Genomic DNA, 25,254 nt, shown 5'->3' with positions numbered 1-25,254 from the left:
TTATTTTGGCTTTTTGAACGATTCTCGGTTTTCGAGTATTAACAATCTGCTTATATTTTCTTTTCTAATAGTAATTATTTCAACAAAGGCTTTGTATTTCGATACTCACCTAAGATTTTAAAATATTCAGCCATAATGGCTAACAAGGATTTTGCTTTAGCAAAATCTTCATAATTTTCAAAAGTGACATCCACAAAAAAGGAATATTTCCAAGGAGTTTCAATTTTAGGCAATGATTGAATTTTGGTCAAATTCATTTTACAATCACTCATTACATTCAAAACCGCAGCTAAACTTCCTCTTTTATGATCTAATTCAAATTTCATTGAAGCCCTGTTGATTTCATTTTCCGGAACAAACGAATTTTCTTTGTTAATAATCACAAAACGTGTCATATTATTTTTTATCGTTTGAATTTCTGGAGCTAAAATCTCTAAACCATACATCTCAGCGGCAACTTTACTCGCAATGGCAGCAACTCCTTTTAATTGGTTTTGCTGAATTCTTCTAGCCGTTTCAGCCGTATCCTTATCTTCAACTAGCTTAATATGGGGATATTGTTTTAAATAATCCATACATTGTAACAATGCCATCGGATGTGAATATACTTCTTTAATGTCCTCAATTGTTTGACCTTTCAAAGCCATTAAATTTTGATGAATACTCAAATAATGTTCACCAATAATGTGCAAGTTATTTTTATCGATTAAGGCATAATTAGGAATAATGGGACCAGCGATAGAATTTTCAATTGCCATTACTGCTTGATTTGACTTTCCTGTCAACAAACTATCTACTAATTCATCAAAAGAAAGACACTCATCTACTACTACATCTTGTCCATAATACTCCTGAGCCACCTGATGATGAAAAGACCCTAAAATACCTTGTATCGCAATTTTTGTTTCCATTTATTCAAAAAAAAATCCTGATTTTCATCAGGATTGTATACTAGTTTTATTTGTTTATTTTAATTTTCAAATTACCATAGCACAATCCTTATCTCTCGCTAAAGAAATAAAATGAATTGCTAAAATAAAAACGGTTATTTGACATCTTAAAGTATAAATTATCTTGAATTACTTTTTTTAACGCTGGCAAATTTATGACAAAAATCCAATTACGCAAAAAATATTTAAGTTTTTTTTATAAAAAATTATCTTTTTACTCTCGTAGGAGTACTAACACCATTAATAATGCTATTTGAACTTATAGCAATTGCTTTGATAATTTCTGACATATTATCCAAATCTAGCGTACTTACCTCATCAGACAACTTATGATAATTAGGTTCGATATCCATTTTTGAAGTAGAAATGGTATGCGCTGGAACCCCTAGAGCCGCTAAAGTTGCATTATCCGAACGATAAAATAAATTTTCAGCTGAATATGGGTCTGGATAGAACTTAAAATTAGATTGTGCTAAGTTTTGTTGCAAAATTGTTCCAAAACTAGATTTATCAAAACCGGTTATATAAGCCGAATTTTTACCCCACTTACTTTCAGTTCCAATCATTTCAATATTAAACATTGCCACTACCTTACTAGCATCGATACTTTTTGAAAATTCTTTCGAACCATATCCACCCACTTCTTCAGCAGTAAATGCAACAAAAACAATCGTTCTTTCATTTAATTTATTTTCCTTAAAATACTTTGCTAATGCAATTACAGCTGTTGTACCTGAAGCATCATCATTAGCTCCATTATACACCTTATCTTCTCCATTTTCAGCTAAACCTAGATGATCATAATGAGCTGAAAATACCACATACTCATCAGCCTTACTTTTTCCAGGAAGCACTCCTACCACATTATTCGCAGCTTTTCCTTTTATTTTAAACTCCTGACGGTAATTTTTTAAATCAGCATAAAATGAAAGACCAATATTCTTGAATTCATTTTCAATAAAAGCGGAAGATTTTTCGATTCCAGCTGAAAACATCGCTCTTCCTTCCATCGCATCCGAAGCCAAAGCCTCTTCAATTCTTACGATATTATTCTTTTCAATTCCCGAAACATTCTGTGCCTGAGTAAGAAAACCCAAAAAAGCAAATAGCAAAACACTTATTTTTCTCATCGTTTATTTATTAGATATTTTAATTTTTCCAAATATATAAATCCAAAGCCTATGTTTTTACAATACAAACAATTTTCTAATTACTTTTGCAGACAAATAACTACCTATGTCAATAGAAGTAAAAAATATTTCGAAAAGTTACGGCACTCAAAAAGCCTTAGATAATATTTCATTTACAATTCAAAAAGGGGAAATAGTGGGGTTTCTAGGACCAAATGGCGCTGGAAAATCGACCTTAATGAAAATATTGACCACTTATTTGACTCCAGATGAAGGCACTGCAATGGTAAATGAAAACGATATTCTTAGCAATCCAAAAGAAGTTCAACTTTCCATAGGTTATTTGCCAGAACACAACCCTTTGTATCTGGATTTATACGTTAGAGAATATCTTGATTTTAATGCCGATGTTTACAAAGTAGCCAAATCTAGAATTGATGAAGTCATTGAATTGACTGGATTAAACACAGAAAGCCACAAAAAAATAGGCGAACTCTCTAAAGGGTATCGCCAGCGTGTAGGCTTAGCCAATGCTTTACTACACAATCCTGATGTTTTAATTTTAGACGAACCAACAACTGGATTAGATCCTAATCAATTATTAGAAATTAGAAATGTGATTAGAGATGCTGGCAAAGACAAAACGGTTTTTCTTTCTACTCACATCATGCAAGAAGTAGAAGCTATTTGCGACCGCGTAATAATCATTAACAAAGGACAAATTGTAACAGACAAAAAACTAAACACCTTGATTACTGCCGATAAAGAACAGATAATTGAAGTGGAATTTGATTACCAAATCGAAGCGCAGGCAATTGCCAAAATACCTCATCTAAAATCCTTTGTAAACACTCATGATTTTTCTTGGGAACTCACTTTTGTTGCCGATAAAGATATGCGCCCAGCTGTTTTTGACTTTGCCCATGACAACGGATTAAAAACCTTGCAATTGAATCAAAAAAACAAAAATCTCGAAGCTGTTTTTAGAGAGATTACTAAATAGTTTACGGTTTTAAGTAATCAGTATAAAACTAAAAAGGCATCGTTTCAGATTTAGACTGCTTTTCATTTCGATTAAAATTATGATTTACTTTTATCAAAATACTTAACTAGAATACTTTTTATTTCTGTACTTGATTTGTTACTTTTTTTATATTCTTGTAAAAGTTCAGGATAACCTTCTAACATTATTTTCATTTCATTTCTAGATAAAAAAGATGGCTGCCCTGTATTGCAATCTATTAACATTGGCCCAGAAGTATCCGATGAAGCAATCAGAGCCCCAACTAATCCAAACATAACAGTCATTGCAGCCATATTGTTAGGGTTATAAACTACATTTTCTAAATAATACTTATCTCCAATAATTTCGGCTTTACCATAATAGTTAGAATTAGAATATTTAGATACATTTATATAAAAAAATTGCCCATCACTAAAACCATAATAATTCATTTCTTTTGAATTTGACGATTTATTAAGTAAATAATATTTGTCGCTTTTATTAGAAATTTCAAAATCTTCAATAGCAACCGGTCTTTTTTGAAGAACATCAGAATAAGACAAATAAACTCCTTTTTCAGGCACGCCATCTACTTTTTTTAGCGTTGTAACTAATGACTCATTATAGATAATATTTAATTTATCCTCTTTACTTGTCTTAATATAATCATTAAGACATTGCTGTATAACCGACTTTATTCTCTCATCATGTTTATTGGTAACATCCATACCATTACTTTCTGTATAAGCATTATAAGAGCCTACAATATAACTTTCTCCATTTTTAAATTCTATAACATCAATAACAATAGATGCAAAACCTGTTTCAGAAAAAGCACGGGTTAATTCAGAGATATATAAATCATTTATTCGAATAGCAATTTTAGGTTTATCATCTTGTTTAGGACAAATTACATCAAAATAATTTAAAAATTCCTCAGATAATGACGTTTCAAAATCAGCTAAAACTTTTCTGTTAAATGCTCCTTTTTGGACTGTTCCAATATTATTTTTAAATTGGCGACCATCAATGACTTTTTCCACGGTAAAATTATACCCTAAAGACACATCATTTTTATCTTTTAAAGACACTTTATGCAAGTCACCTGTTTGCGAATACAATAAACTTGTAACTACAACTAAAAGCAACGTCAATTTAATTTTCATTTTACTTTTTTTAATACAATTAAAACCAAAACAACTCCTATAATTAACTACTAAAGTATGTAAATTTTCTTAATAATTACAATTTAAAAAAGAAAACCCGAATGACATCAAATCATTCGGGTTCAAAATATATTATTTAAATAAATCTTAAAAAACCTGACTGGCAATTTTTTGAATATTATCTGATTTACCCATCGAATAATAATGCACACAAGGCGCTCCAAAATCAATCAATTCTTTTGATTGTTGTACTGCAAAATCAATTCCTATCTGACGAACAGCCGCATTATCTTTTGCCTGCTCAATAGCAGAAATCAAGTCTTGCGGCATATCCAACCAGAAAACCTGAGGCAATAATTGCAAATGACGTTTTACCGATACCGGCTTAATACCCGGAATAATAGGTACATTGATACCAATAGCGTGGGCAGCTTCAACAAATTTGAAATAACGTTGGTTATCAAAAAACATCTGAGTGACAATATAATCGGCACCAGCGTCTACCTTTTCTTTTAGACGTTTCAAATCAGCCTCTAAGCTAGGTGCTTCGATATGTTTTTCTGGATACCCAGCAACCCCTACGCAAAAATCAGGTGCGTTTTCAAGAGGCAATTCTCCGTGTAAAAATTTACCATTGTTCATCGCCTTGATTTGTCTAACCAAATCTACAGCATAAGCATTTCCTCCTACTGTTGGTTCAAAATATTTCTCCCCTTTCATTGGGTCACCACGCAGTGCTACTAAATTATCAATTCCTAAATAGTGACAATCAACCAATAAATATTCGGTTTCTTCTTTAGTAAAACCACCACACAAAACGTGAGGAATAGCATCTACACCATATTTATGTTGGATAGAAGCACAAATACCAACAGTTCCCGGACGCATACGTGTAATGCGACGATCAAAAAGTCCGTCTTTTTCAATATAAACATATTCTTCTCTCGAAGTAGTTACATCAATAAATGGCGGTTTAAACTCCATTAACGGATCTATATTAGCATATAAATCTTTGATATTACTTCCTTTTTGAGGCGGTACAATTTCAAAAGAAAATAAAGCCTTTCCTTTTGCTGCTTCTAAATGTTCTGTTACTTTCATTTTTTTAGTTTATGGCTTATAGTTTATAGTTTGTTGTTCATGAACCATAAACAACTAACTACAAACAACAAACTTTTTAATCTGCAATATTAGGACTCAACCATTTTGTGGCTTTGTCAGTTGAAATACTTCTACGTTTTGCGTAATCTACAACCTGGTCTTCTTTTATTTTTCCAAGACCAAAATACTTACTATCCGGATTTCCAAAATAATAACCCGAAACTGATGAAGCAGGCCACATCGCCATACTTTCTGTCAAAGTCACACCAATTTTCTCTTCTACATTTAACAATTTCCAAATGGTAGGTTTTTCTAAATGGTCTGGACAAGCCGGATAACCTGGAGCAGGACGGATTCCCTTATAACTTTCTTTGATTAATTCTTCATTGGTCAACGATTCTTCGGCATCATATCCCCAGAAGTCTTTACGTACTTTTTCGTGTAAATATTCAGCGAAAGCTTCTGCAAAACGATCAGCTAAGGCTTTCACCATAATCGAATTATAATCGTCTAATTTATCACGGTATTCATCAGCCCATTCGTCTACACCAAAACCGGTAGTCACACAGAAAGCTCCCATATAATCGGTAACTCCCTTATCTTTTGGCACAATAAAATCGGCCAGGGCAATATTTGGAGCCCCTTTAGTTTTTTGTGATTGCTGACGTAAGGTTAAGAATTTTTCCAATTCTTTTCCATTTTCATCGTACAACTGGATATCGTCATCATTCACCTGATTTGCTGGGAATAATCCGTAAACACCTTTGGCTTGTAATTTCTTTTCTTTCAAAATTACTTCTAACATCGCCTGAGCATCTTTAAACACTGCCGAAGCCTGTTCCCCAACCACTTCATCGTTTAGGATTGCTGGATATTTACCATGTAATTCCCATGTTTGAAAAAATGGTGTCCAATCGATATAAGGAACTAAAACATCCAAATCAATTTCAATAGTTTGTACCCCAATCTGCTTTGGTTTTATTGGTGAATATTGCTCCCAATCCAATTGCAATTTATTTTTACGAGCATCTTCAATACTCAAGAAATTTTTATCTCTCGAACGATTTAAGAACTGCTCTCTTAAATTATCATATTCTTCGCGAATTGCAACCGTGTAGGATTCTTTATTATCGTCTAATAAATTTCCTGCAACAGTTACCGCTCTAGAAGCATCGTTTACGTGAACAACTGTTGCCTTGTACTGAGGTGCAATTTTCACCGCTGTATGCGCACGCGAAGTCGTTGCCCCACCAATCATTACCGGGATTTTCATATCGCGCTTGTCTAATTCTTTCGCCAAGAAAACCATTTCGTCCAGCGAAGGCGTAATCAAACCACTCAAACCGATAATATCTACTTCGTGTTCTAAAGCAGCCGCAATAATTTTTTCGGGAGGAACCATCACCCCAAGGTCGATGATTTCATAATTATTACATGCCAATACCACCGAAACAATATTTTTACCAATATCGTGAACATCCCCTTTTACGGTTGCCATCAATATTTTTCCATTTCCTTCTTTATCTCCAACTTGTTTAGCCGCCTCTATAAATGGTAATAAATAAGCTACCGCTTTTTTCATTACACGAGCTGATTTTACTACCTGTGGCAAGAACATTTTTCCTGAACCAAACAAATCCCCAACTACATTCATCCCTGCCATTAAGTTGATTTCGATTACTTCAATCGGTTTTGTTGCTGCCAAACGAGCTTCTTCTACATCTTGCTCAATAAAAGCGTCGATTCCTTTTACTAAAGAGTGTGTAATTCTATCCTGAACCGATCCTGAACGCCATTCTTGTACCTCCGCTTCGGTGTTTTTAGAACCAGTCCCTTTTACACTTTCCGCAAAATCCAATAAACGTTCTGTTGCATCGTCACGTCTGTCTAAAATTACGTCTTCAACGTGCTCTAATAAATCCTTTGGAATATCGTCATAAATGGTCAACATTTCAGGATTCACAATACCCATTGTCATACCCGCTTTGATGGCATGGTATAAGAAAACCGAGTGCATCGCTTCACGAACAACATCGTTTCCTCTGAAAGAGAATGAAACGTTACTCACCCCACCACTAATGTGTGCGTGTGGCAAATTCTCACGAACCCATTTGGTTCCTCTAAAGAAATCCAAGGCGTTCAAACGGTGCTCTTCCATTCCTGTAGCCACCGGGAATATATTCAAATCGAAAATAATATCCTGCGGTGGAAAATTTACTTTATTCACCAGAATATCATACGAACGCTTACAAATTTCAACACGACGCTCGTAATTATCAGCCTGACCTACTTCGTCAAAAGCCATCACAATTACAGCAGCTCCGTAGCGTTTGATTAATTGGGCATGATGAATAAAGGCTTCTTCTCCTTCTTTTAACGAAATCGAGTTTACCACACATTTCCCCTGAACCACTTTCAGTCCGGCTTCGATGATATGCCATTTCGAACTATCGATCATGATAGGCACACGGGCGATATCCGGTTCGGCAGCAATTAAGTTTAGGAATTTCACCATTGCATATTCACCGTCAAGCATTCCCTCATCCATATTGATATCGATGATTTGTGCTCCACCTTCAACTTGTTGTCTGGCGATATCTAAAGCTTCATCGTATTTTTCTTCTTTGATTAATCGAAGAAATTTACGCGAACCTGTTACGTTAGTACGCTCACCTACGTTTACAAAAACACTATCCGGCGTAATAATTAACGGTTCTAATCCCGATAAAACTAAATTTCTTCTTGCTTCTTCTGCTGCCATTTTTTTATTTTATTTTTATTCGTCCAAGTCATTGCGAGGAACGAAGCAATCTCACACTGTTACATCCGTTATGTGATTCCTTCGTTCCTCGGAATGACACAAACTGGACTTTTATATTTTTTCTCACGCAGATTTATTATCTGCTAAAATCAACTGAATCTGCGTGATTTTTTTTTATTCTCTTTGTGGGCACGGATTACAAATCCGCGCTATCGGGACTAGCTTGGGTTCAACTTTTGTTTTTTCGAAATATATTCCTTATCTAATTCTGTTAAGATCAAAAAAATTATTTCAAAACATTTCTCATTTATTTCTTTGAATTCTTTCTTCTTTCGCTTAAGAAAAAAAGCTAATTGTTCTTTTCTAATCTGTTTAAAATTATCCTCATCAATCACTTTATTTAAAATTAAATTAGAAAAAAAAGGATGATAAAACATTTCTAACATACTTAATTCTTTTTCTAAATAAGAATGTCTATGCACCACAATATTTCTATTAGTATCTGATTCTAAATATAAAACTTTACTTAAAGAATCGAGAGAATTTAGTAACACCGTGAATTTACCTAATTTTGGAATTATTTTAAACTTCTTTACTTCATTATCTTTAAATCCTAAAGTAAAAACTGCATTTATAACTTGTAAAATACGATCATATAAAGAATCTAATCGAATAAAATAATTTTCAACATTATAAGACAGATGATAACCACGACCTACATCATCTTTTTTTGAATACTTATAATTAGATAATAAGCTTACAGCATTTTCTAATTGCCTACAAAGTGAATATAGATGGATGGCATAAAAAGATGTATAACGAATATAATGCTCCAAATCTGAAATATTATCTTCTTTCAAAATTTCCATATCAACGAATCCAACACCTTTTATATAAGGTTCTACATCATTGTTAATTTGTTGATAAAAATTATGTTTTATTAAATCATCTATATTCATACTTTTAAAAAAACATTTACAGTTTTTTAGAAACAATTTGAAACAAATCTACAAGGTCATAAAAACCTTGCAGGATTACAAACTAGCCGTTGAAACTCTTGGTTTATAATCCTTAGCGATTTCAGCAATTAATCGGATATGGTCTGGAGTGGTACCACAACAACCTCCAATGATATTAATTAAATTATCATCCAGATAACTCTTGATTTGTGCCTGCATTTCTGCCGGTGTTTCGTCATACTCTCCAAAGGCATTTGGCAATCCAGCATTAGGATGCGCCGACACATTGAATGAAGTATGCGAAGACAAGGTTTGTAAATACGGTTTCAACAAATCGGCTCCTAAAGCGCAATTAAAACCAACACTCAACAAAGGAATATGCGAAACTGAAATCAAGAAAGCTTCTACCGTTTGTCCAGAAAGTGTTCTTCCTGAAGCATCGGTAATCGTCCCTGAAACCATGATTGGAATGTCAATTCCTCTTTCTTCTTTTACTTCTTCGATAGCAAAAAGTGCTGCTTTAGCATTCAAAGTATCGAAAATTGTTTCTACCAACAACAAATCGCATCCACCGTCCATCAAAGCTTCTACCTGTTGTTTGTAAGCAATTCGTAAATCATCAAAAGTTACCGCTCTGTATCCCGGATCATTTACATCCGGTGACATCGATGCTGTACGGTTTGTTGGTCCGATAGAACCCGCAACAAAACGAGGTTTCTCGGGATTTTTAGCGGTGAATTCATCGGCTACCTGACGCGCAATTTTAGCCGACTCATAGTTCAACTCATACACTAAGTCTTCCATGTGATAATCGGCCATACCAATTGTGGTACCTGAAAAGGTATTGGTTTCCACAATATCGGCTCCTGCTTCAAAATAAGCAGCATGAACCTCAGCAATTGCTTTAGGTTGTGTAAGCGATAATAAATCGTTGTTTCCTTTTAACGGATGTGGAAAATCCTTGAAGCGTTCGCCTCTAAAATCTTCTTCCGAAAAATTGTAACGCTGCAACATGGTTCCCATGGCTCCGTCTAAAACGAGTATTCTTTTTTTGATTTCTTCCTGAATGCTTGGCATAACTATCATTTTTGCCGCTAAGGCGCTAAGGCACTAAGCTTTTGTTTTTTTTATGTTTATAAAAAATCACTTTTCATGGCTTTTTAGCCCTGATGGAAGCGATTATCCTATTGTATTGCGACCAGCAAATACAATAGATAGTAGCGAACAGCAGGAATCCCTAATAACCGATCATCCAGTTGTTTCGCTCCAAAAAAATTTTAAAAATTTGGAAATGCAAAGTAAAGCAATAGCCTTACCACTTGCAAGTAGTAAGGCTATTTATAATTGTAAACAACTAGGTGTTTTTAGTTTATGGCTTTTACAACTGCTTTAGGTGCTTCTTTACGAGTTCCATCAAATCCATCAACTCCTGATACCGTTGTATATTTCAACACATAACGTTTTCCTGGATTGATGATTTGGTACGCTGCCTGACACATCAAAGTTGCTTCGTGGAATCCGCAAAGGATTAACTTTAATTTACCCGGATAGGTATTGATATCTCCGATAGCGAAGATTCCAGGAATATTCGTTTGATAATCTAAAGCATTATTTACTTTGATAGCATTTTTCTCGATTTCTAATCCCCAGTTTCCGATAGGTCCTAATTTAGGCGTCAATCCGAAAAGCGGAATGAAATAATCACAAGGAATGTTACGGTGTGCTCCGTTTTCTTCCAAATCAACTGACTCTACATGCTCAGCTCCGTTGATTCCCACTACCTCAGCAGGAGTAATCAAGTGGATTTTACCCGCATTTTTCAATTCCTGTACTTTTTCTACTGAATCTAAAGCTCCACGGAATTCGTTACGACGGTGTACTAAAGTTACTTCAGAAGCAACATCAGCTAAGAAGATACTCCAGTCTAATGCTGAATCTCCACCTCCGGCAATAACTACACGCTTGTCTCTAAATTCTTCTGGATTTTTGATAAAGTATTTTACTCCTTTGTTTTCGTAGAATTCAATATCCTCGATTAAAGGTTTACGTGGTTCAAAACTTCCTAAACCACCTGCAATAGCAATTACTTTAGCATGAAATTCAGTTCCTTCGTTAGAAGTTACAATAAATGAACCATCTTCTTGCTTAACGATAGTTTCAGCACGTTCTCCCAAAGTAAATCCTGGCTCAAATTGCTTAATTTGCTCCATCAAGTTATCAACTAAATCTCCTGCTAAAACTTCAGGAAATCCTGGAATATCATAAATAGGTTTCTTTGGATACAATTCAGCTAATTGTCCACCTGGTTGTGGCAAAGCATCTAAGATGTGACATTTTAACTTCAATAAACCTGCTTCAAAAACGGCAAATAAACCAGTTGGACCGGCTCCTATTATAAGGATATCTGTTTCTATCATTTTTATTATTAATTATTCTTCTATTTGGTTCCTCCTATTCAGAAGAGGAAAATTAAACAGAAAGCTTGTGTTATACTTATTTTATTTTCTGCAAAGAAACGAAAGCTCTATTTTGTTTTTAATGACAAATATCAGCTGTGTATTCTTTGTCTTATTCTTTATTTTTTAATGAAGCGGTGATTTCATTCATTTTTTGAACTTTTTCTTCAAAATCACCCTTCAATGTTTTGCGATAATCATTAAGATTCTGCACCATTTGATTAATGTCTTCTGGTATTACTTCCTCAAAAAATTCCCTCAATCGTTTAGCCGTTGTGGGTGATTTTCCGTTAGTCGAAATAGCAATTTTGACATTTCCTTTGGTTACAATTCCTCCTAAATAATAATCACATAAATCAGGCGTATCAGCGATATTACAAATCAAATATCTTTTTCTAGACAACTCATAAACGCGCTTATTTACCTTTAAATCATCCGTACAAGCTATGACCATATGGCGTTTTTTCAACATTTTTTTCCTGAACTTTTTCTGTGTCAGTTTTACTGAAGGATGTGTTTCAGCAAGTGTAACTAATTCAGGTAAAAAACGTGTTGCAACCACTTCAACATTAGCATTTGGACTGGATTTAAGCAAGAAAGATAACTTTTCTAAACCTACATTACCTCCACCCACAATGAGTACACTAAGGTTGTGCAACTTTAAAAACACTGGATACAACTCATTACGTTCTAGCGCTGCCGACTGTGATCCATTTTCAATATTATCTTTATTCTCACTCATAATTTATTGATTATGCTTTAGCTAAATCTTCTGTCCTGTAAGCTTCTAATTTGTCGAAAAACGAAATAGACTCTTGAATGTATTGCTTAGCGAAAGCTTCTGTAGGTTCATTTTTATTGATTTGGTAAACCAATTCTCTAAAAGATGTCTCTAAGTTAATTTTGTTCGAAGCTACAAAAACCGTATCAAATGAATCAATAATTCCAGCATGAGTATTTGTTTTTTCTTTTTCAGCTAATAATAAAGCTTTTGCTCCGTTTACAAATCCTGCATAAGCTAAGTAAATAGCATCTGACCATTTTTGCTCGCTCAATGCTGCATTTGCTGAATCAATTTTCTCTTTTGCTTCGAATAATAAAGTTGCTACTAAGTCGATTACTACACCGGCACATTCTCCAACTCCTACTGCTTTCACATAGTTATCAGCGTTACCCCAGTCAACAAAATCTTCTTCAGTAAGATTAGTTACATCAGCCAATGGTTTTAAGAATTCGTAGAAATACTTTTCGCCTTTCGCATCATAATAATCTAAGAACTTAGCTCCATTAGCATTTGCTTCAAAATCATTTAAGATTAAACGCAAAGCTTCCGGTCCGCGACGGCTAGGAATTTTGATTACTTTATCAGAAAAACGACCGTTTCCGTTTTCTAAATTCCCTCCACCTAATAATACTTGTAAAGCCGGAGCCACCAATTTTCCAGCATTGATTGACATCCCTTGGAAACCAATTGGAGCCATGTTGTGCTGCCCACAAGCATTCATACATCCACTAATTTTGATAGCAATTTCAGTATTATCAAGATATTGTGGGTATTCTGTTTTAATTACTCTTTCTAACTCATCAGCAATACCTGTACTACTAGCAATACCTAAGTTACAAGTATCTGTACCCGGACAAGCCGTGATATCTCCGATAGTATTGTATCCTAAATTAACCATGTCTAATTTGGCTAATTCCTGATAGAAGAATGGTAAATTTTCTTCTTTAATATTACGGATTACAATGTTTTGACGTAATGAAAAACGCAATTCATTGGCTCCGTAGTTTTTGATCAAATCAGCTAATAATCTTGCTTTGTCAATATAAAAATCTCCTAAAAGTACTTTTACACCAATTGCAACATAACCAGCTTGTTTTTGAGCAATTACATTTGATTTTTTCCAAGCTTCGTAAGCAGCAACATCTTCGATTGTTACTGTTGGCACTTCTAGTAAAGGCTCAGCAATTGGACGTTCAAAAGCAGTAGTGTCAATTTCGTAGCTATGGAATGGCAAAGCTTTTTTCTCCTCTTCTACCAAACGCAAGAACTCATCACGACCTAAATCTTTGATTAAGAATTTCAAACGTGCTTTAAGACGTTTAGCTCTTTCACCATAACGGTCAAAAATACGAATTACACCTTCAGCAGTTGGAATAATTTGGTTAACAGGAACGAAATCCGAAAGTAATTCGGCGTGAGAAGGCTGAGAACCTAATCCACCACCAAGCATTATTTTAAATCCTTTTTGTCCATCTACAATTTTAGGAATGAATCCTAAATCGTGTAAATAACTCAAAGCAGTATCTTTTTCAGAAGATGAAAACGAAATTTTGAATTTACGTCCCATTTCCTGACAGATTGGGTTACGCAATAAATATTGGAATAAGGCATGAGCATAAGGCGTTACATCAAATGGCTCATCCACATCTACACCTGCTAATTCACTCGCTGTAATATTACGAACTGTATTTCCACAAGCTTCTCTTAAAGTAATATCGTCTTTAGCCAAATCTGCCCAAAGTTCCGGAGTTCTATCCAAACTTACATAGTGAATTTGAATATCCTGACGCGTAGTAATGTGTAAACGACCTGTAGAATATTTCTCTGAAACATCAGTAATTCTTCTTAATTGCTCACTTGTTACTTTTCCGTAAGGCAATTTGATACGAATCATCTGAACACCTTCCTGACGTTGTCCATAAATACCACGAGCTAAACGAAGACTACGAAAACGCTCATCGTCAATTTTCCCACCACGGAATGCGTGAATTTTTTTCTCTAAATCGATAATCTCTTTTTGGACAATCGGATTTTCTATTTCTGTTCTAAAACTTTCCATTTCTTTTTCTTTATTGTTTGGAGTTTATTGTTTAGAGTTGGCAGCAAAACTATCAACTAAAAACTACAAACTATAAACTATTTGATAAACCCTACTCCTGCAGTTGTATTCGTATTTGGATCTATTAAGATAAAAGCTCCATTTGATTTGTTGTCTACATAAGAATCAAAATACAAGGCCTTACTTAATTTGATTGAAACCTCACCAATCTCGTTAATTCCTAATTGAGATGCTGGTGTAGCCCCTGAATAATCAGTAGCAATTACATTTTTAATGCTATCTACTTTTGCCAAAACTCTGTTTGTATTATGTTGTACCAAATATTTAGTTCCTGGAACTAATTTTTTGCTATCCATCCAACAAACCGTTGTTGTAATATCTTTTTCAATTTTTGGTAATTCGTCTGATTTTACAATCATATCACCTCTTGTTACATTGATATCATTTTCCAATTCAATAGTGATTGAAGAACCAGCCACTGCCTCGTCAAATTGTTGATCAAAGAAATGGATTTTAGACACTTTTGACTCCGTTAAAGAAGGCAAAACTGTCACAGCATCTCCAACTTTAATATTGTTTCCGTATAATTTTCCTGCATATCCTCTGAAATCGTGGTACTCTTCTGTTTTAGGACGAATAACGGTCTGAACAGGGAAACGTGTTTTTCCTGTATCGTAAATATCTTTAGACTCTAAAGCTTCTAAATGTTGTAGGATAGTTTGTCCTGTGTACCAAGGCATTTTCCCCAATGAATCCACTACATTATCACCTGTTAAAGCACTTAAAGGAATGTAGCTTACATTTTGCTCTTTATAATCACTTTTTGCATTCAATGCTTGGAAATCAGCTTTAATTTTGTTGAATACCTCTTCAGAATAGTCAACCAAATCCATTTTGTTTACCGCAACAATCACATCTTTTACTCTCAATAAATTATTGATAAAAAAGTGACGGTAGGTTTGCTCAATTACACCTTTACGAGCATCAATCAAAATAATAGATACTTGCGAAGTTGAAGCTCCGGTAACCATGTTACGCGTATATTCTACGTGTCCAGGGGTGTCAGCGATGATATAACTTTTCTTAGCTGTAGAAAAATAAATATGCGCTACATCGATTGTAATTCCTTGTTCTCTTTCGGCAACCAATCCGTCAGTAGCCAAAGAAAAATCTAAATAATCATATCCTTTTTGCTTACTGCTTCTTTCAATTGCTTCTAATTTATCTGTTGTCAATGATTGAGTATCATACAATAATCTTCCGATTAATGTACTTTTCCCGTCATCTACACTTCCTGCTGTTGCTATTTTTAAAACTTCCATTCTAACTATTTTGTTTCAGGTTTAAAGTTCCTAGTTCAATCGAAACTTAAATCTGTTTGTTTTTTTTGATTCTTCTAACTTCTAACTATTAACTTCTAACTTATTAAAAGTATCCTTGTTGTTTTCTTTTCTCCATTGCTGCTTCCGAACGCTTGTCGTCAATACGAGCACCACGTTCCGAAATTGTTGACTGTCTAATTTCACCAACAACTTCTGCAATAGTACCAGCATAAGATTCAACAGCAGCAGTACAACTCATATCTCCTACAGTTCTAAAACGAACTACTCTTTCTTCTACTACCTCATCCTCATCTTGATAAACAAATGGTGAGTGTGACCAAATCATTCCGTCTCTTACGAATACTTTACGTTTGTGTGAAAAATAAATAGATGGAATTTCAATTTGTTCTTGTTCGATGTAGCTCCAAACATCTAATTCTGTCCAGTTTGAAATTGGAAAAACACGAACATTTTGCCCTAATTCAATTTTACCATTCAATAAATCAAACAACTCAGGACGTTGGTTTTTCTCATCCCATTGACCAAAATCATCACGAACAGAAAAAATACGTTCTTTAGCTCTTGCTTTTTCTTCATCACGACGAGCCCCACCAATACAAGCATCAAATTTAAATTCTTCGATAGCATCCAGAAGAGTTGTTGTTTGCAAACTATTTCTACTTGCATAACGTCCTGTTTCTTCTACAACTTTACCTTGATCGATAGCATCCTGAACATTACGAACGATTAACTCTAATCCTAATTCTTTCACTAATTTATCTCTAAATTCGATAGTCTCAGGAAAGTTGTGTCCTGTATCAACGTGTAACAATGGAAAAGGAATTTTTGCAGGAAAGAACGCTTTTTGAGCTAATCTCACTAATGTAATTGAATCTTTTCCTCCTGAAAAAAGCAATACAGGTTTCTCAAATTGAGAAACAACTTCTCTAAATATGTAAATCGCTTCGCTTTCTAAAGCATTTGTTTTTAAAACTGAACTCATTTTTTTAATTTAAAAATTAAAAGATTTAATGATTGTAAAATTCTTCGAATTATAAAATCTATCTTCTTTATTCTATTATCTTGTCTCTTACTCTTTTTTTGCTCCGTGCAAACCGCATTCTTTGTGACTTTGTTCCCAATACCATCTTCCTGCTCTAATATCTTCTCCTTCAACAATTGCTCTGGTACAAGGCGCACAACCAATACTTACAAATCCTTTTTTATGCAAACTGTTTTGAGGAACATTATTGTCGTCAATATATTTTTGAACTTCTTCCAATGACCATTTCAACAATGGATTGAATTTTACTATATCAAAGTTGGCATCATATTCAAACAACTGCAAATCGCTTCTGTTTTCGGACTGCTCGGCTCTTAATCCAGTTATCCAAAGCTTATTCCCTGCCAATGCCTTCTTTAAAGGAACCACCTTACGAATATAACAACATTCTTTTCTGTTTTCAACCGACTCAAAGAAACTATTAGGTCCTTTTTTCTCCAATAATTCTTCTACAGCCTTAGCCTCAGGAAAATAAACCTTAATAGCTGTTTTATATTTTTTTTGTGTTCTATGAAAAACATCATAGGTTTCCTGAAACAAACGCCCAGTATCTAATGTGAAAATAGTAATTGCAGCACCACTTTTATCAATCAAATCAGTGATTACTTGATCTTCCTGACCAAAAGAAGTTGAAAAAACCACTTTGTCACCATATTCATTTGCTAAAAACGCAAAAGTTTCTTCTATTGAGAACCCTTGTGTTTTTTCTAATAATATTTGAACTACTGCTTCGCTCATCACCTTTTTTTATTAAAACTATTACCCTATCGGTTTAGTAGATTACTCGGCAAAAATAATATTTATTTCTAATATACAAAAACATATTGCATCTTTTTTAAACAACTAACACAAGGAATAAAGTAATTTGGAATTTTCAACAATAACAAGCAAGAATAAACAACCTAAAAAAAGCTAAAAATTGGAACTTTTTTCTATTATAAACCTCAAAAACAAACCCTGTATTATCGATTACAAGCAACCTTTATTGATAAAAAACATAAAATTTTAAAATTCTACTAAATCTATAGGATTATTATAAAATAATTGTATTTTTGCACCAAATATTTTTATAATGGACATTGAAATAGGATTAGTAGTTGCAGGTTTAGCAGTAGGCTTTATTGTTGGTATGACTGGTGTGGGTGGTGGATCATTAATGACACCCATATTATTATATTTTGGAATTCCCCCAACAACAGCCGTAGGTACCGACTTACTATATGCAGCTTTTACAAAGATAGGTGGAGTTTTTGTACATCACAAGAAAAAAAACATTAGTTGGACTATCACAGGATGGCTTTCCCTAGGAAGTGTTCCAGCTGCACTCTTAACTTTATGGATATTAGATAGCATAAAAACAGATATCACTCACATCAATTCGATCATAAAGTATAGTCTTGGCTGGGCATTATTATTTACTTCGGTAGCGATTTTATTTAAAAAGAAATTATTAGTTCTTTCTCAAAAACATGCTGGTGACAAATTCCACAGTGAGAGTAAAACACAAAATCTCTTAACAGTTGCAATTGGCGTTCTATTAGGAGCTACAGTTACACTTACTTCTATTGGAGCAGGTGCTTTAGGAACCGTAACCTTGTTCTTCTTATACCCATTATTACCAACTCCAAGATTAGTTGGTACTGAAATCGCACACGCTGTACCATTAACTTTAGTGGCTGGATTGGGTCACGCTTCGATGGGAAATTTAGATTTAACCTTATTAACTCAATTATTAATGGGTTCACTTCCCGGAATTTTTATCGGTAGTATGCTTAGTGGTAAGGTTCCAGACTTATTACTTAGAAATGCAATAGCAGTGATGCTTTTCTTCGTTGGATACAAATTAGTATTTTAATCTTATATTATTTCAAACAAAAGCCTTTCAAATTCAAAACTTGAAAGGCTTTTTTTGTTTTGTATAGTTTTCGCTTTAAAAAGCAATATCGGCTAAGGAATTATTTTCCAAAATCTTTAAAGTATTATCTCTAACCTCCATCATCAATTTACGTACTGCACAAGTCGCTTCGTCTGTACAATCATCACAAGGCTCGTAGAAATTATGACTAGCACAAGGCAGCAAAGCAATAGGTCCTTCTAGAATACGATACACTTTGGCCATATTGATATCTTTTGGCTCTTTGATTAAATAATAACCACCACCTTTTCCTTTTTTAGCTCCTAAAAAACCCGAATGACGTAATAACAACAAAATACTTTCCAAAAACTTAATCGAAATGTGTTCGGATTTTGCAATATCAGCTATAGCAACAGGTGTCTGATCTTCCTGACGCGCCAGAAAAGTCAAAGCTTTAATTCCGTATTTTGTTTTCTTAGATAGCATTCAATAAGATATTAGAAATTATATTTATGATTAAAGTTTAACGATTTTTGTTTTTAGGAATAAAACAAAAGTAATTTTTTTGATTAAATAAACATAAAAAAACGATTTTTGATTTACAGAAAATCTGCAATCAAAAATCGTTAATCTATAATCTGAAATCTTTAAGAAAGAGCCTGCTCCAAATCAGCGATCACATCTTTTACTGTTTCTAAACCTACAGAAACACGTACCAATCCTTCTGTAATACCTACTGCCAGTTTCTCTTCAGTAGACAATTTACTATGTGTTGTAGAAGCCGGATGCGTTACAATTGTTTTTGCATCTCCAATATTGGCAGAAAGCGAACATAATTTAATTTTATCCAAGAAAGCTCTACCCGCTTCAAGACCACCTTTAATTTCAAAAGCAATAATATTCCCTCCTAAAAGCATTTGTTTCTTTGCTATCTCATATTTAGGATGCGATTTCAAGAAAGGATATTTCACACTATTTACTTTAGGATGCGCCTCTAAAAACTCAGCCACTTTCACTGCATTTTCACAATGTCTATCCACACGAAGTGCTAATGTTTCCATACTCTTAGACAATACCCAAGCATTAAATGGTGACATTGCCGGACCTGTATTTCTTGAGAAAAGGTAAATTTGACGAATCAATTCGGCATCACCAACCGCCACTCCTCCTAAAACGCGCCCTTGACCATCCATTAATTTGGTAGCCGAGTGAATCACAATATGTGCACCATATTTAATAGGCTGTTGAATATATGGCGTAGCAAAACAGTTATCGATTATTAAAATCAAATTGTGTTTTTTAGCAATCTGACCTAACAATTCTAAATCCACAACGTCAACACCAGGATTTGTTGGTGTTTCAGCGTATAAAATCTTTGTATTCGGTTGAATAAAACTCTCAATTGTTTCTGGCTTATTGATATCAAAATAAGAAGTGGTAATATTCCATTTTGGGAAATAAGTCATAAACAAAGCATGCGTAGAACCAAAAACGCTTCCCGCCGATACAATATGATCTCCAGAGCTCAACAAAGCAGCAAAAGAGGAATATATAGCAGCCATTCCTGTTGCAAAAGCATAACCTGCCTCAGCTCCTTCCATTGCACATACCTTATCTACAAACTCCGTTGTGTTTGGGTTAGAAAAACGGCTATAAATATTACGTACTTTTTCCTCAGTAAAAGAAGCTCTCATGTCCTCAGCATCTTCAAACACAAAGCTCGAAGAAATATACAAAGGGGTTGAATGTTCTTGATATTGTGATCTATCGATATGTGTACGTATGGCTTGGGTTTCAAAACCAAATTCTTGTTCGTCCATTTTTTTTATTTTTTACACGAATTGTACAGATTTGCACAAATTCTTATTGCTTTAAATTTCACCAAAAAAATCCTTTAAAAAAGATTAGTTCAGTCTATTTCAATTTTAATTATTCTTTAGCTAATTCTACTCCGTTCAAAATTACTTTGTAATGAATCGTTGCCGTAGGTTCTACCGTCTTAGAAACTGAACAATATTTCTCAAAGGATAATTGTGCAGCCTTAGCAGCTTTGTCTTCTTTAATATTTCCTTCCAAAGAAAAAACTACATAAATATTTTTAAACGGTTTTGCTTCACCCACTTGAACACGCTCTCCTTCTACATCGGCTTTGAAAGAAGTGATTTCTTGACGTTGTTTTTTTAGAATCGAAATCATATCAATTCCGCTACAACCAGCCACTCCCATTAGTACCAATTCCATTGGGCTTGGGCCCATATCATTACCTCCAAACTCCGGACGCGCATCTACATTTACTATATGTCCTCTTTCATTTTTTAATTGAAAGTGGAAGTTTTCGTTTACTCTATCTAATGTTATTTTCATCACGTTGTTATTTTAAAATACTATTTTTATTCTTGATGAGATTGCTACGCCAGTTCGCTATCACTCGTGTTCTCCTTCGTCGAAATGACAAGTTCGCCTAAAAAAAATCTAAAATCTGCAATCTTAAATCTTATCCTTTATCCGATAATCTCAAAATATCTCCAAAAACTCCTCTTGCCGTTACTGCCGAACCAGCACCTGCTCCTTGAATTACAATTGGTCGGTCTCCGTAAGATTCTGTATAAATTTCGAAGAAGGAATCTGAACCTTTTAATCCTCCTAAAGCCGTATCCGAAGGAACAGAAACTAATTTTACTTCAAGATTTCCTTTGTCATTTTGCAAATCACCTGACAATTCTCCTATGTAACGCAATACATGATTTGGCTCTTGTTCTTCTTTTATTTTACTATAAATTGGATCAAATTCTTTTAACTTCGTTAAGAAATCAGCAGCACTACCTTCCCTTAAATGCTCTGGAATTAAGTTTTGAATTGAAATTTCTTCAAATTCATTTTGCAAATCCAACTCTCTAGCTAAAATCAATAATTTTCTACCTACATCATTTCCACATAAATCTTCACGCGGATCTGGCTCGGTATATCCATTATCAATGGCTTCTTTCAAAATGTCACTAAACGGAACATCTTTGGCAGAGAAATTATTAAACAAATAACTCAATGTTCCTGAAAACACTCCTTTAATTTTAGTAATATTCTCTCCAGATAGATGTAATAATTTAATGGTATCAATTAATGGCAATCCCGCACCCACATTAGTTTCGTACAAATAATTCTTTTGGTTTTCAGCCAATACTTTTCGCAATTCTTTATAAAAACCATAACTCAATGTATTTGCTACTTTATTAGATGAAATCAAGTCAAAACCATTTTCAACTAAAGAAGTATAATTCTCTACGAATGCAGCACTAGCCGTATTATCAACTGCAATTAAATTGGCCAAATGGTGCTCATTAGCATATTCAATTACATCTTTAATAGTGTATGAAAAACCATTCGTTTGGATTTCGTTTACCCAATTAGGCGTCACTCCGTCTTTATTTAGTAACACACTTTTAGAATTGGCAATCGCAAAAATATTCAGTTTAATATCTTTTCTTTTCTCAATAGCCTTAGCCGATTCTAAAATTTGATTAATTAAAGTTCCTCCAACTAATCCGTGACCAAAAACAGCAATATTGATTTTTTTTGAAACTCCAAAAATCTCTCCATGTATCACATTTAACGCTTTGTTTAGTTCGTTTTTCTTAACTACTAAACTCACGTTTTTCCCTGTAACAGTGTTATTAAACAATATTGGGATAATTTTATTGCGAATCAAAGCTGTATAAGGCTTATGAAACGTACTCAAATCCTGCCCGATAATCGAAATGACAGACACATCATCTGTTACTGAAATCTTATTGACATCCTTAGAATAAAAATCATTTTCAAATTCTTTTTCCAATTCTATCATCGCTTTAGTAGCCTGAGAAGCAGCAACCACTAATCCAATTCCTCTTTCCGAAGAACCTTGAGAAATAATACTTACACTAATATTATTATCTCCCATTACTTTAAAAATTCGAGCATCTACTCCCGTTTTACCTAATAAACCTCTCCCTTCAAGATTTACCAAGGCGAGATCTTCAAGAACTGAAAGAGTCTTAATCCCACCCGCTTTTGATGTAGCAGTGATTAAAGTTCCTTCATTTTCATGATTAAACGTATTTAATATACGTAAAGGAATATTTTTCTCCAATAAAGGGATAATCGTTTTTGCATGTAAAATAGTCGCACCAAAATTAGCCAACTCATTCGCTTCATTAAAAGTTAAATGGTCTATTTTCTTAGCATCAGCAACTAAATCAGGATTAGCCGTGTAAATTCCATCTACATGGGTATAATTTTGAAGCTCTTGTGCATTCAAATAATTAGCTAACAATGAAGCTGTATAATTACTTCCGTTACGCCCCAAAGTAGTGGTTACGTTATTAATATTAGAACCAATAAAACCAGTTACAATATTGATAAACTCACTATTGTCTTTAAAATATTGAACAACATTTTTCTTAGAAACTTGTTCCAAAGGTTGCGCATCACCAAATTTAGAATCGGTTTTTAAGAAAATTCTAGAATCGGCAAACTTCGCATTGATTCCCTTTTCGATTAAAATAGCCGTTAGCAATTTAGCCGACAATACCTCTCCAATAGACAAAACCTGATCTTTAATTTTAGAACTATAATCACCGATTAAGCTTACACCTTCGAATAATTTATCTAAAACTGAAAATTCCTCTGATAGATTTACAGCCAAATAATTATCTTGTTGGTATTGTTTAAATTTATCCAACAATGTTTTATAATCACCATTTTTAGTTGCAACAGCTAAGATTTCTTCTAATTCATCTGTTGCATTACCACGAGCTGAAACTACCACCGTAATTTGCTCACCTTGATTTACTTTATCTGTTATTATAGAAACAACTTTATTGATTCCTTCACCATTCGATAAAGATTTACCTCCAAATTTTAATATTTTCATTTCAATTGTATTTTGTATTGCTACTAAAAAATAGGAGCAAGTAAGTTGTTTAATTGTTCAAACTCAATCAAGAATGCATCATGTCCATGGATGGATTCTATTTCTTTATAAAACACCTTAACATTATGCTTTTTTAACTCCTGATACGTTTCTTTATTTTCTTTTGCGGTAAAAAACAAATCTGAATTTATACCTATGATATGAATTGTCGCTTCAATTTTAGAAGCAAACACTTCAAAAGAATCACTATTTCTGGTGATATCTATTGTTTTTAATAATTGGTTCATCATTTTATAGGAAGCCAACTGAAAACGCTTTTGTAATTTTTTACCATGATGAAGTAGCCAACTTTCGATATTAAATATCGCTAATTCTTCATTTATGGTTCTATCAAATTTCAGTTTAAAAGATTCTGGAGTTCTGTAACACAACATAGCATGAACTCGGGCATCCTGTATTGGATTTGATGAATTTTTTAAAATTTGCTCTTGCAAAAAGCAATTAGCAATCAACCAATCGGTAGATTTCCAATCGGTAGCAATAGGAATAACGTGTAAAGCCAATTTTGGCTTTAATGCAATCATTTCCCAAGCAATTCCTCCTCCTACTGAACCACCAATAATAGCGTACAATTGCTGAACATTTAAGTAGTTAATACCTTCTATAAAAAGTCGGGCAATATCTCTAGCTGTAAAGTCGGCATAATTTTCAATAATTGAACCATCGTAACCATTTCCAGGAACATTAAATACCAAAATACTGTATTTACGCGTATCAATAGTTTTATTTTCTCCTATTAAATCATTCCACCAACCATTCTCACCAATTACTTGAGAGTTACCAGTCAAAGCATGATTCACAACAATAACTGGTGCTGTATTAAGTGCAGGGCCAAAGACTTGGTAACTTAAATGAACAACAGGATATAAAGCACCACATTCAGTAGTGAAATTTTTAATTATAATAGGATTGGGTTTATTTTCCAATTTCAAATCTTATTTGATGATGGAAACATTATAAAGAAAGCTCAATAAACTAGAAGAATTTGCGTTGTTATCTTTTCCGCCATAGCAGATAGAATGTAGCACCTTCTTCGATGAATCGAAGGGTTGCTAAGGCATCATCGGGTCTATTCCCTCGTCCTTTCTTTATAACATTTCAATACGTTTATGAACTTAAAGGCACAAAGTAACTACTATTTTTTCAAACAAACAAATTTTGCTGATTTAGTTTTAAACCAACACTTATACAAAAAACAAACGCAAGCCATTACTGAACACAAAATCCAGAAATCACCTGCGTTTGAAATCTATATTTACGAAATTACAATTAGATAAACAGTGCTTCATTTTCTTTAGAATACATCAAAAAGGTTAATGAATTAGATACTTTTTTTTGACTTTTAGCATCCATCTCTAAATTGACACCAAATCTTGTAGTGGTCAATTCTATTCTATTTCTATTTTCTTCACTATTATTTGGCCTTATTCCTCTTATAAAGTCCAATGCTCTTGTAATCATTCTTCTTGTGTTCATAATGTTTAAATTTAATGTGACTTGTTGTTTGTATTTTGAATTCTATTTGTTGTATAAAAAAACCCTTTTGATAGCGACCAAAAGGGTTTATATATTTAATTATAAACGATACTTTTGGCCATCAACAGACTAGCTTCTGTACGCAAAGTACAGCTGCCGAAGATTGTTTTTTCATCTTATTGTTGATAGTAATCATTATTGTT

21 protein-coding genes and 1 riboswitch are annotated in these 25,254 nt (G+C 33.8%); of the genes, 2 read left to right on the top strand and 19 right to left on the bottom strand.

Going from position 1 to position 25,254, the window contains the following annotated elements:
* Positions 1-74 precede the first annotated feature (74 nt).
* A complete protein-coding gene (locus ACFPTQ_RS05525; RefSeq protein ID WP_278034120.1) occupies positions 75-911 on the bottom strand; it encodes a prephenate dehydratase in 837 nt (278 codons plus the stop codon).
* A gap of 245 nt (positions 912-1,156) precedes the next feature.
* Entirely contained in the window at positions 1,157-2,080 is a 924-nt protein-coding gene (locus ACFPTQ_RS05520; protein ID WP_379774875.1) for a M20/M25/M40 family metallo-hydrolase, read from the bottom strand.
* 106 nt (positions 2,081-2,186) lie between these two features.
* Between ACFPTQ_RS05520 and gldA the strand changes: the two genes are divergently transcribed.
* A complete protein-coding gene (gene gldA / locus ACFPTQ_RS05515; protein ID WP_379774872.1) occupies positions 2,187-3,083 on the top strand; it encodes a gliding motility-associated ABC transporter ATP-binding subunit GldA in 897 nt (298 codons plus the stop codon).
* Between the two features lie 77 nt (positions 3,084-3,160).
* Here gldA and ACFPTQ_RS05510 read toward each other — a convergent pair whose 3' ends face one another.
* The 11 genes from ACFPTQ_RS05510 to ACFPTQ_RS05460 all read right to left on the bottom strand — a co-directional run bounded on the left by ACFPTQ_RS05510 (position 3,161) and on the right by ACFPTQ_RS05460 (position 17,492).
* Positions 3,161-4,249, bottom strand: a complete 1,089-nt coding sequence (locus ACFPTQ_RS05510) for a DUF6563 family protein (protein ID WP_379774870.1) — start codon at positions 4,247-4,249, stop codon at positions 3,161-3,163.
* Between the two features lie 147 nt (positions 4,250-4,396).
* Positions 4,397-5,350, bottom strand: coding sequence for a methylenetetrahydrofolate reductase [NAD(P)H] (gene metF / locus ACFPTQ_RS05505; protein WP_379774867.1), 954 nt, complete (start codon positions 5,348-5,350; stop codon positions 4,397-4,399).
* A gap of 76 nt (positions 5,351-5,426) precedes the next feature.
* Entirely contained in the window at positions 5,427-8,111 is a 2,685-nt protein-coding gene (gene metH / locus ACFPTQ_RS05500) for a methionine synthase (protein WP_379774864.1), read from the bottom strand.
* 218 nt (positions 8,112-8,329) lie between these two features.
* Entirely contained in the window at positions 8,330-9,070 is a 741-nt protein-coding gene (locus ACFPTQ_RS05495) for a Cthe_2314 family HEPN domain-containing protein (protein WP_379774861.1), read from the bottom strand.
* 75 nt (positions 9,071-9,145) lie between these two features.
* Positions 9,146-10,147, bottom strand: a complete 1,002-nt coding sequence (locus tag ACFPTQ_RS05490; RefSeq protein ID WP_379774858.1) for a homocysteine S-methyltransferase family protein — start codon at positions 10,145-10,147, stop codon at positions 9,146-9,148.
* 287 nt (positions 10,148-10,434) lie between these two features.
* Entirely contained in the window at positions 10,435-11,487 is a 1,053-nt protein-coding gene (locus ACFPTQ_RS05485) for an NAD(P)/FAD-dependent oxidoreductase (protein WP_379774855.1), read from the bottom strand.
* A gap of 151 nt (positions 11,488-11,638) precedes the next feature.
* On the bottom strand, positions 11,639-12,268 hold the full coding sequence (locus ACFPTQ_RS05480) for a precorrin-2 dehydrogenase/sirohydrochlorin ferrochelatase family protein (RefSeq protein ID WP_379774852.1): 630 nt from the start codon (positions 12,266-12,268) through the stop codon (positions 11,639-11,641).
* A 10-nt stretch (positions 12,269-12,278) separates the two neighbouring features.
* A complete protein-coding gene (locus ACFPTQ_RS05475) occupies positions 12,279-14,369 on the bottom strand; it encodes a nitrite reductase (protein ID WP_379774850.1) in 2,091 nt (696 codons plus the stop codon).
* A gap of 77 nt (positions 14,370-14,446) precedes the next feature.
* Complete coding sequence (locus tag ACFPTQ_RS05470) at positions 14,447-15,691, bottom strand: sulfate adenylyltransferase subunit 1 (protein ID WP_379774847.1); 1,245 nt, start codon at positions 15,689-15,691, stop codon at positions 14,447-14,449.
* Between the two features lie 103 nt (positions 15,692-15,794).
* A complete protein-coding gene (cysD, locus tag ACFPTQ_RS05465; RefSeq protein WP_278034131.1) occupies positions 15,795-16,694 on the bottom strand; it encodes a sulfate adenylyltransferase subunit CysD in 900 nt (299 codons plus the stop codon).
* A gap of 87 nt (positions 16,695-16,781) precedes the next feature.
* On the bottom strand, positions 16,782-17,492 hold the full coding sequence (locus tag ACFPTQ_RS05460; protein WP_379774844.1) for a phosphoadenylyl-sulfate reductase: 711 nt from the start codon (positions 17,490-17,492) through the stop codon (positions 16,782-16,784).
* Between the two features lie 334 nt (positions 17,493-17,826).
* On the opposite strand from ACFPTQ_RS05460, the gene ACFPTQ_RS05455 reads away from it, so the two are divergent.
* Positions 17,827-18,609, top strand: a complete 783-nt coding sequence (locus ACFPTQ_RS05455) for a sulfite exporter TauE/SafE family protein (protein ID WP_379774841.1) — start codon at positions 17,827-17,829, stop codon at positions 18,607-18,609.
* A gap of 75 nt (positions 18,610-18,684) precedes the next feature.
* Here the strand turns inward: ACFPTQ_RS05455 and ACFPTQ_RS05450 are convergent, their stop codons facing one another.
* From ACFPTQ_RS05450 to ACFPTQ_RS05425, 6 genes are all read right to left on the bottom strand, one after another.
* A complete protein-coding gene (locus ACFPTQ_RS05450; RefSeq protein WP_278034133.1) occupies positions 18,685-19,095 on the bottom strand; it encodes an RrF2 family transcriptional regulator in 411 nt (136 codons plus the stop codon).
* Positions 19,096-19,256: 161 nt separating this feature from the next.
* Positions 19,257-20,429: a trans-sulfuration enzyme family protein gene (locus tag ACFPTQ_RS05445; protein ID WP_379774839.1), complete on the bottom strand. Its 1,173-nt coding sequence runs from the start codon at positions 20,427-20,429 to the stop codon at positions 19,257-19,259.
* Positions 20,430-20,538: 109 nt separating this feature from the next.
* Entirely contained in the window at positions 20,539-20,973 is a 435-nt protein-coding gene (locus ACFPTQ_RS05440) for an OsmC family protein (RefSeq protein ID WP_379774836.1), read from the bottom strand.
* A gap of 130 nt (positions 20,974-21,103) precedes the next feature.
* On the bottom strand, positions 21,104-23,515 hold the full coding sequence (gene thrA, locus ACFPTQ_RS05435; RefSeq protein ID WP_379774833.1) for a bifunctional aspartate kinase/homoserine dehydrogenase I: 2,412 nt from the start codon (positions 23,513-23,515) through the stop codon (positions 21,104-21,106).
* A 23-nt stretch (positions 23,516-23,538) separates the two neighbouring features.
* Positions 23,539-24,501 (bottom strand): alpha/beta fold hydrolase, encoded by a 963-nt coding sequence (locus ACFPTQ_RS05430; RefSeq protein ID WP_379774830.1) that lies wholly within the window; start codon positions 24,499-24,501, stop codon positions 23,539-23,541.
* A 64-nt stretch (positions 24,502-24,565) separates the two neighbouring features.
* Positions 24,566-24,672: riboswitch (SAM riboswitch) on the bottom strand.
* Between the two features lie 172 nt (positions 24,673-24,844).
* Positions 24,845-25,051: a hypothetical protein gene (locus ACFPTQ_RS05425; protein WP_278034138.1), complete on the bottom strand. Its 207-nt coding sequence runs from the start codon at positions 25,049-25,051 to the stop codon at positions 24,845-24,847.
* Positions 25,052-25,254: the final 203 nt, after the last annotated feature.

This window comes from Flavobacterium sp. GCM10022190 (assembly GCF_042656445.1).
Taxonomy (GTDB): Bacteria; Bacteroidota; Bacteroidia; order Flavobacteriales; family Flavobacteriaceae; genus Flavobacterium; species Flavobacterium nitratireducens.
This window is presented reverse-complemented; position numbering and strand designations above follow the sequence as displayed.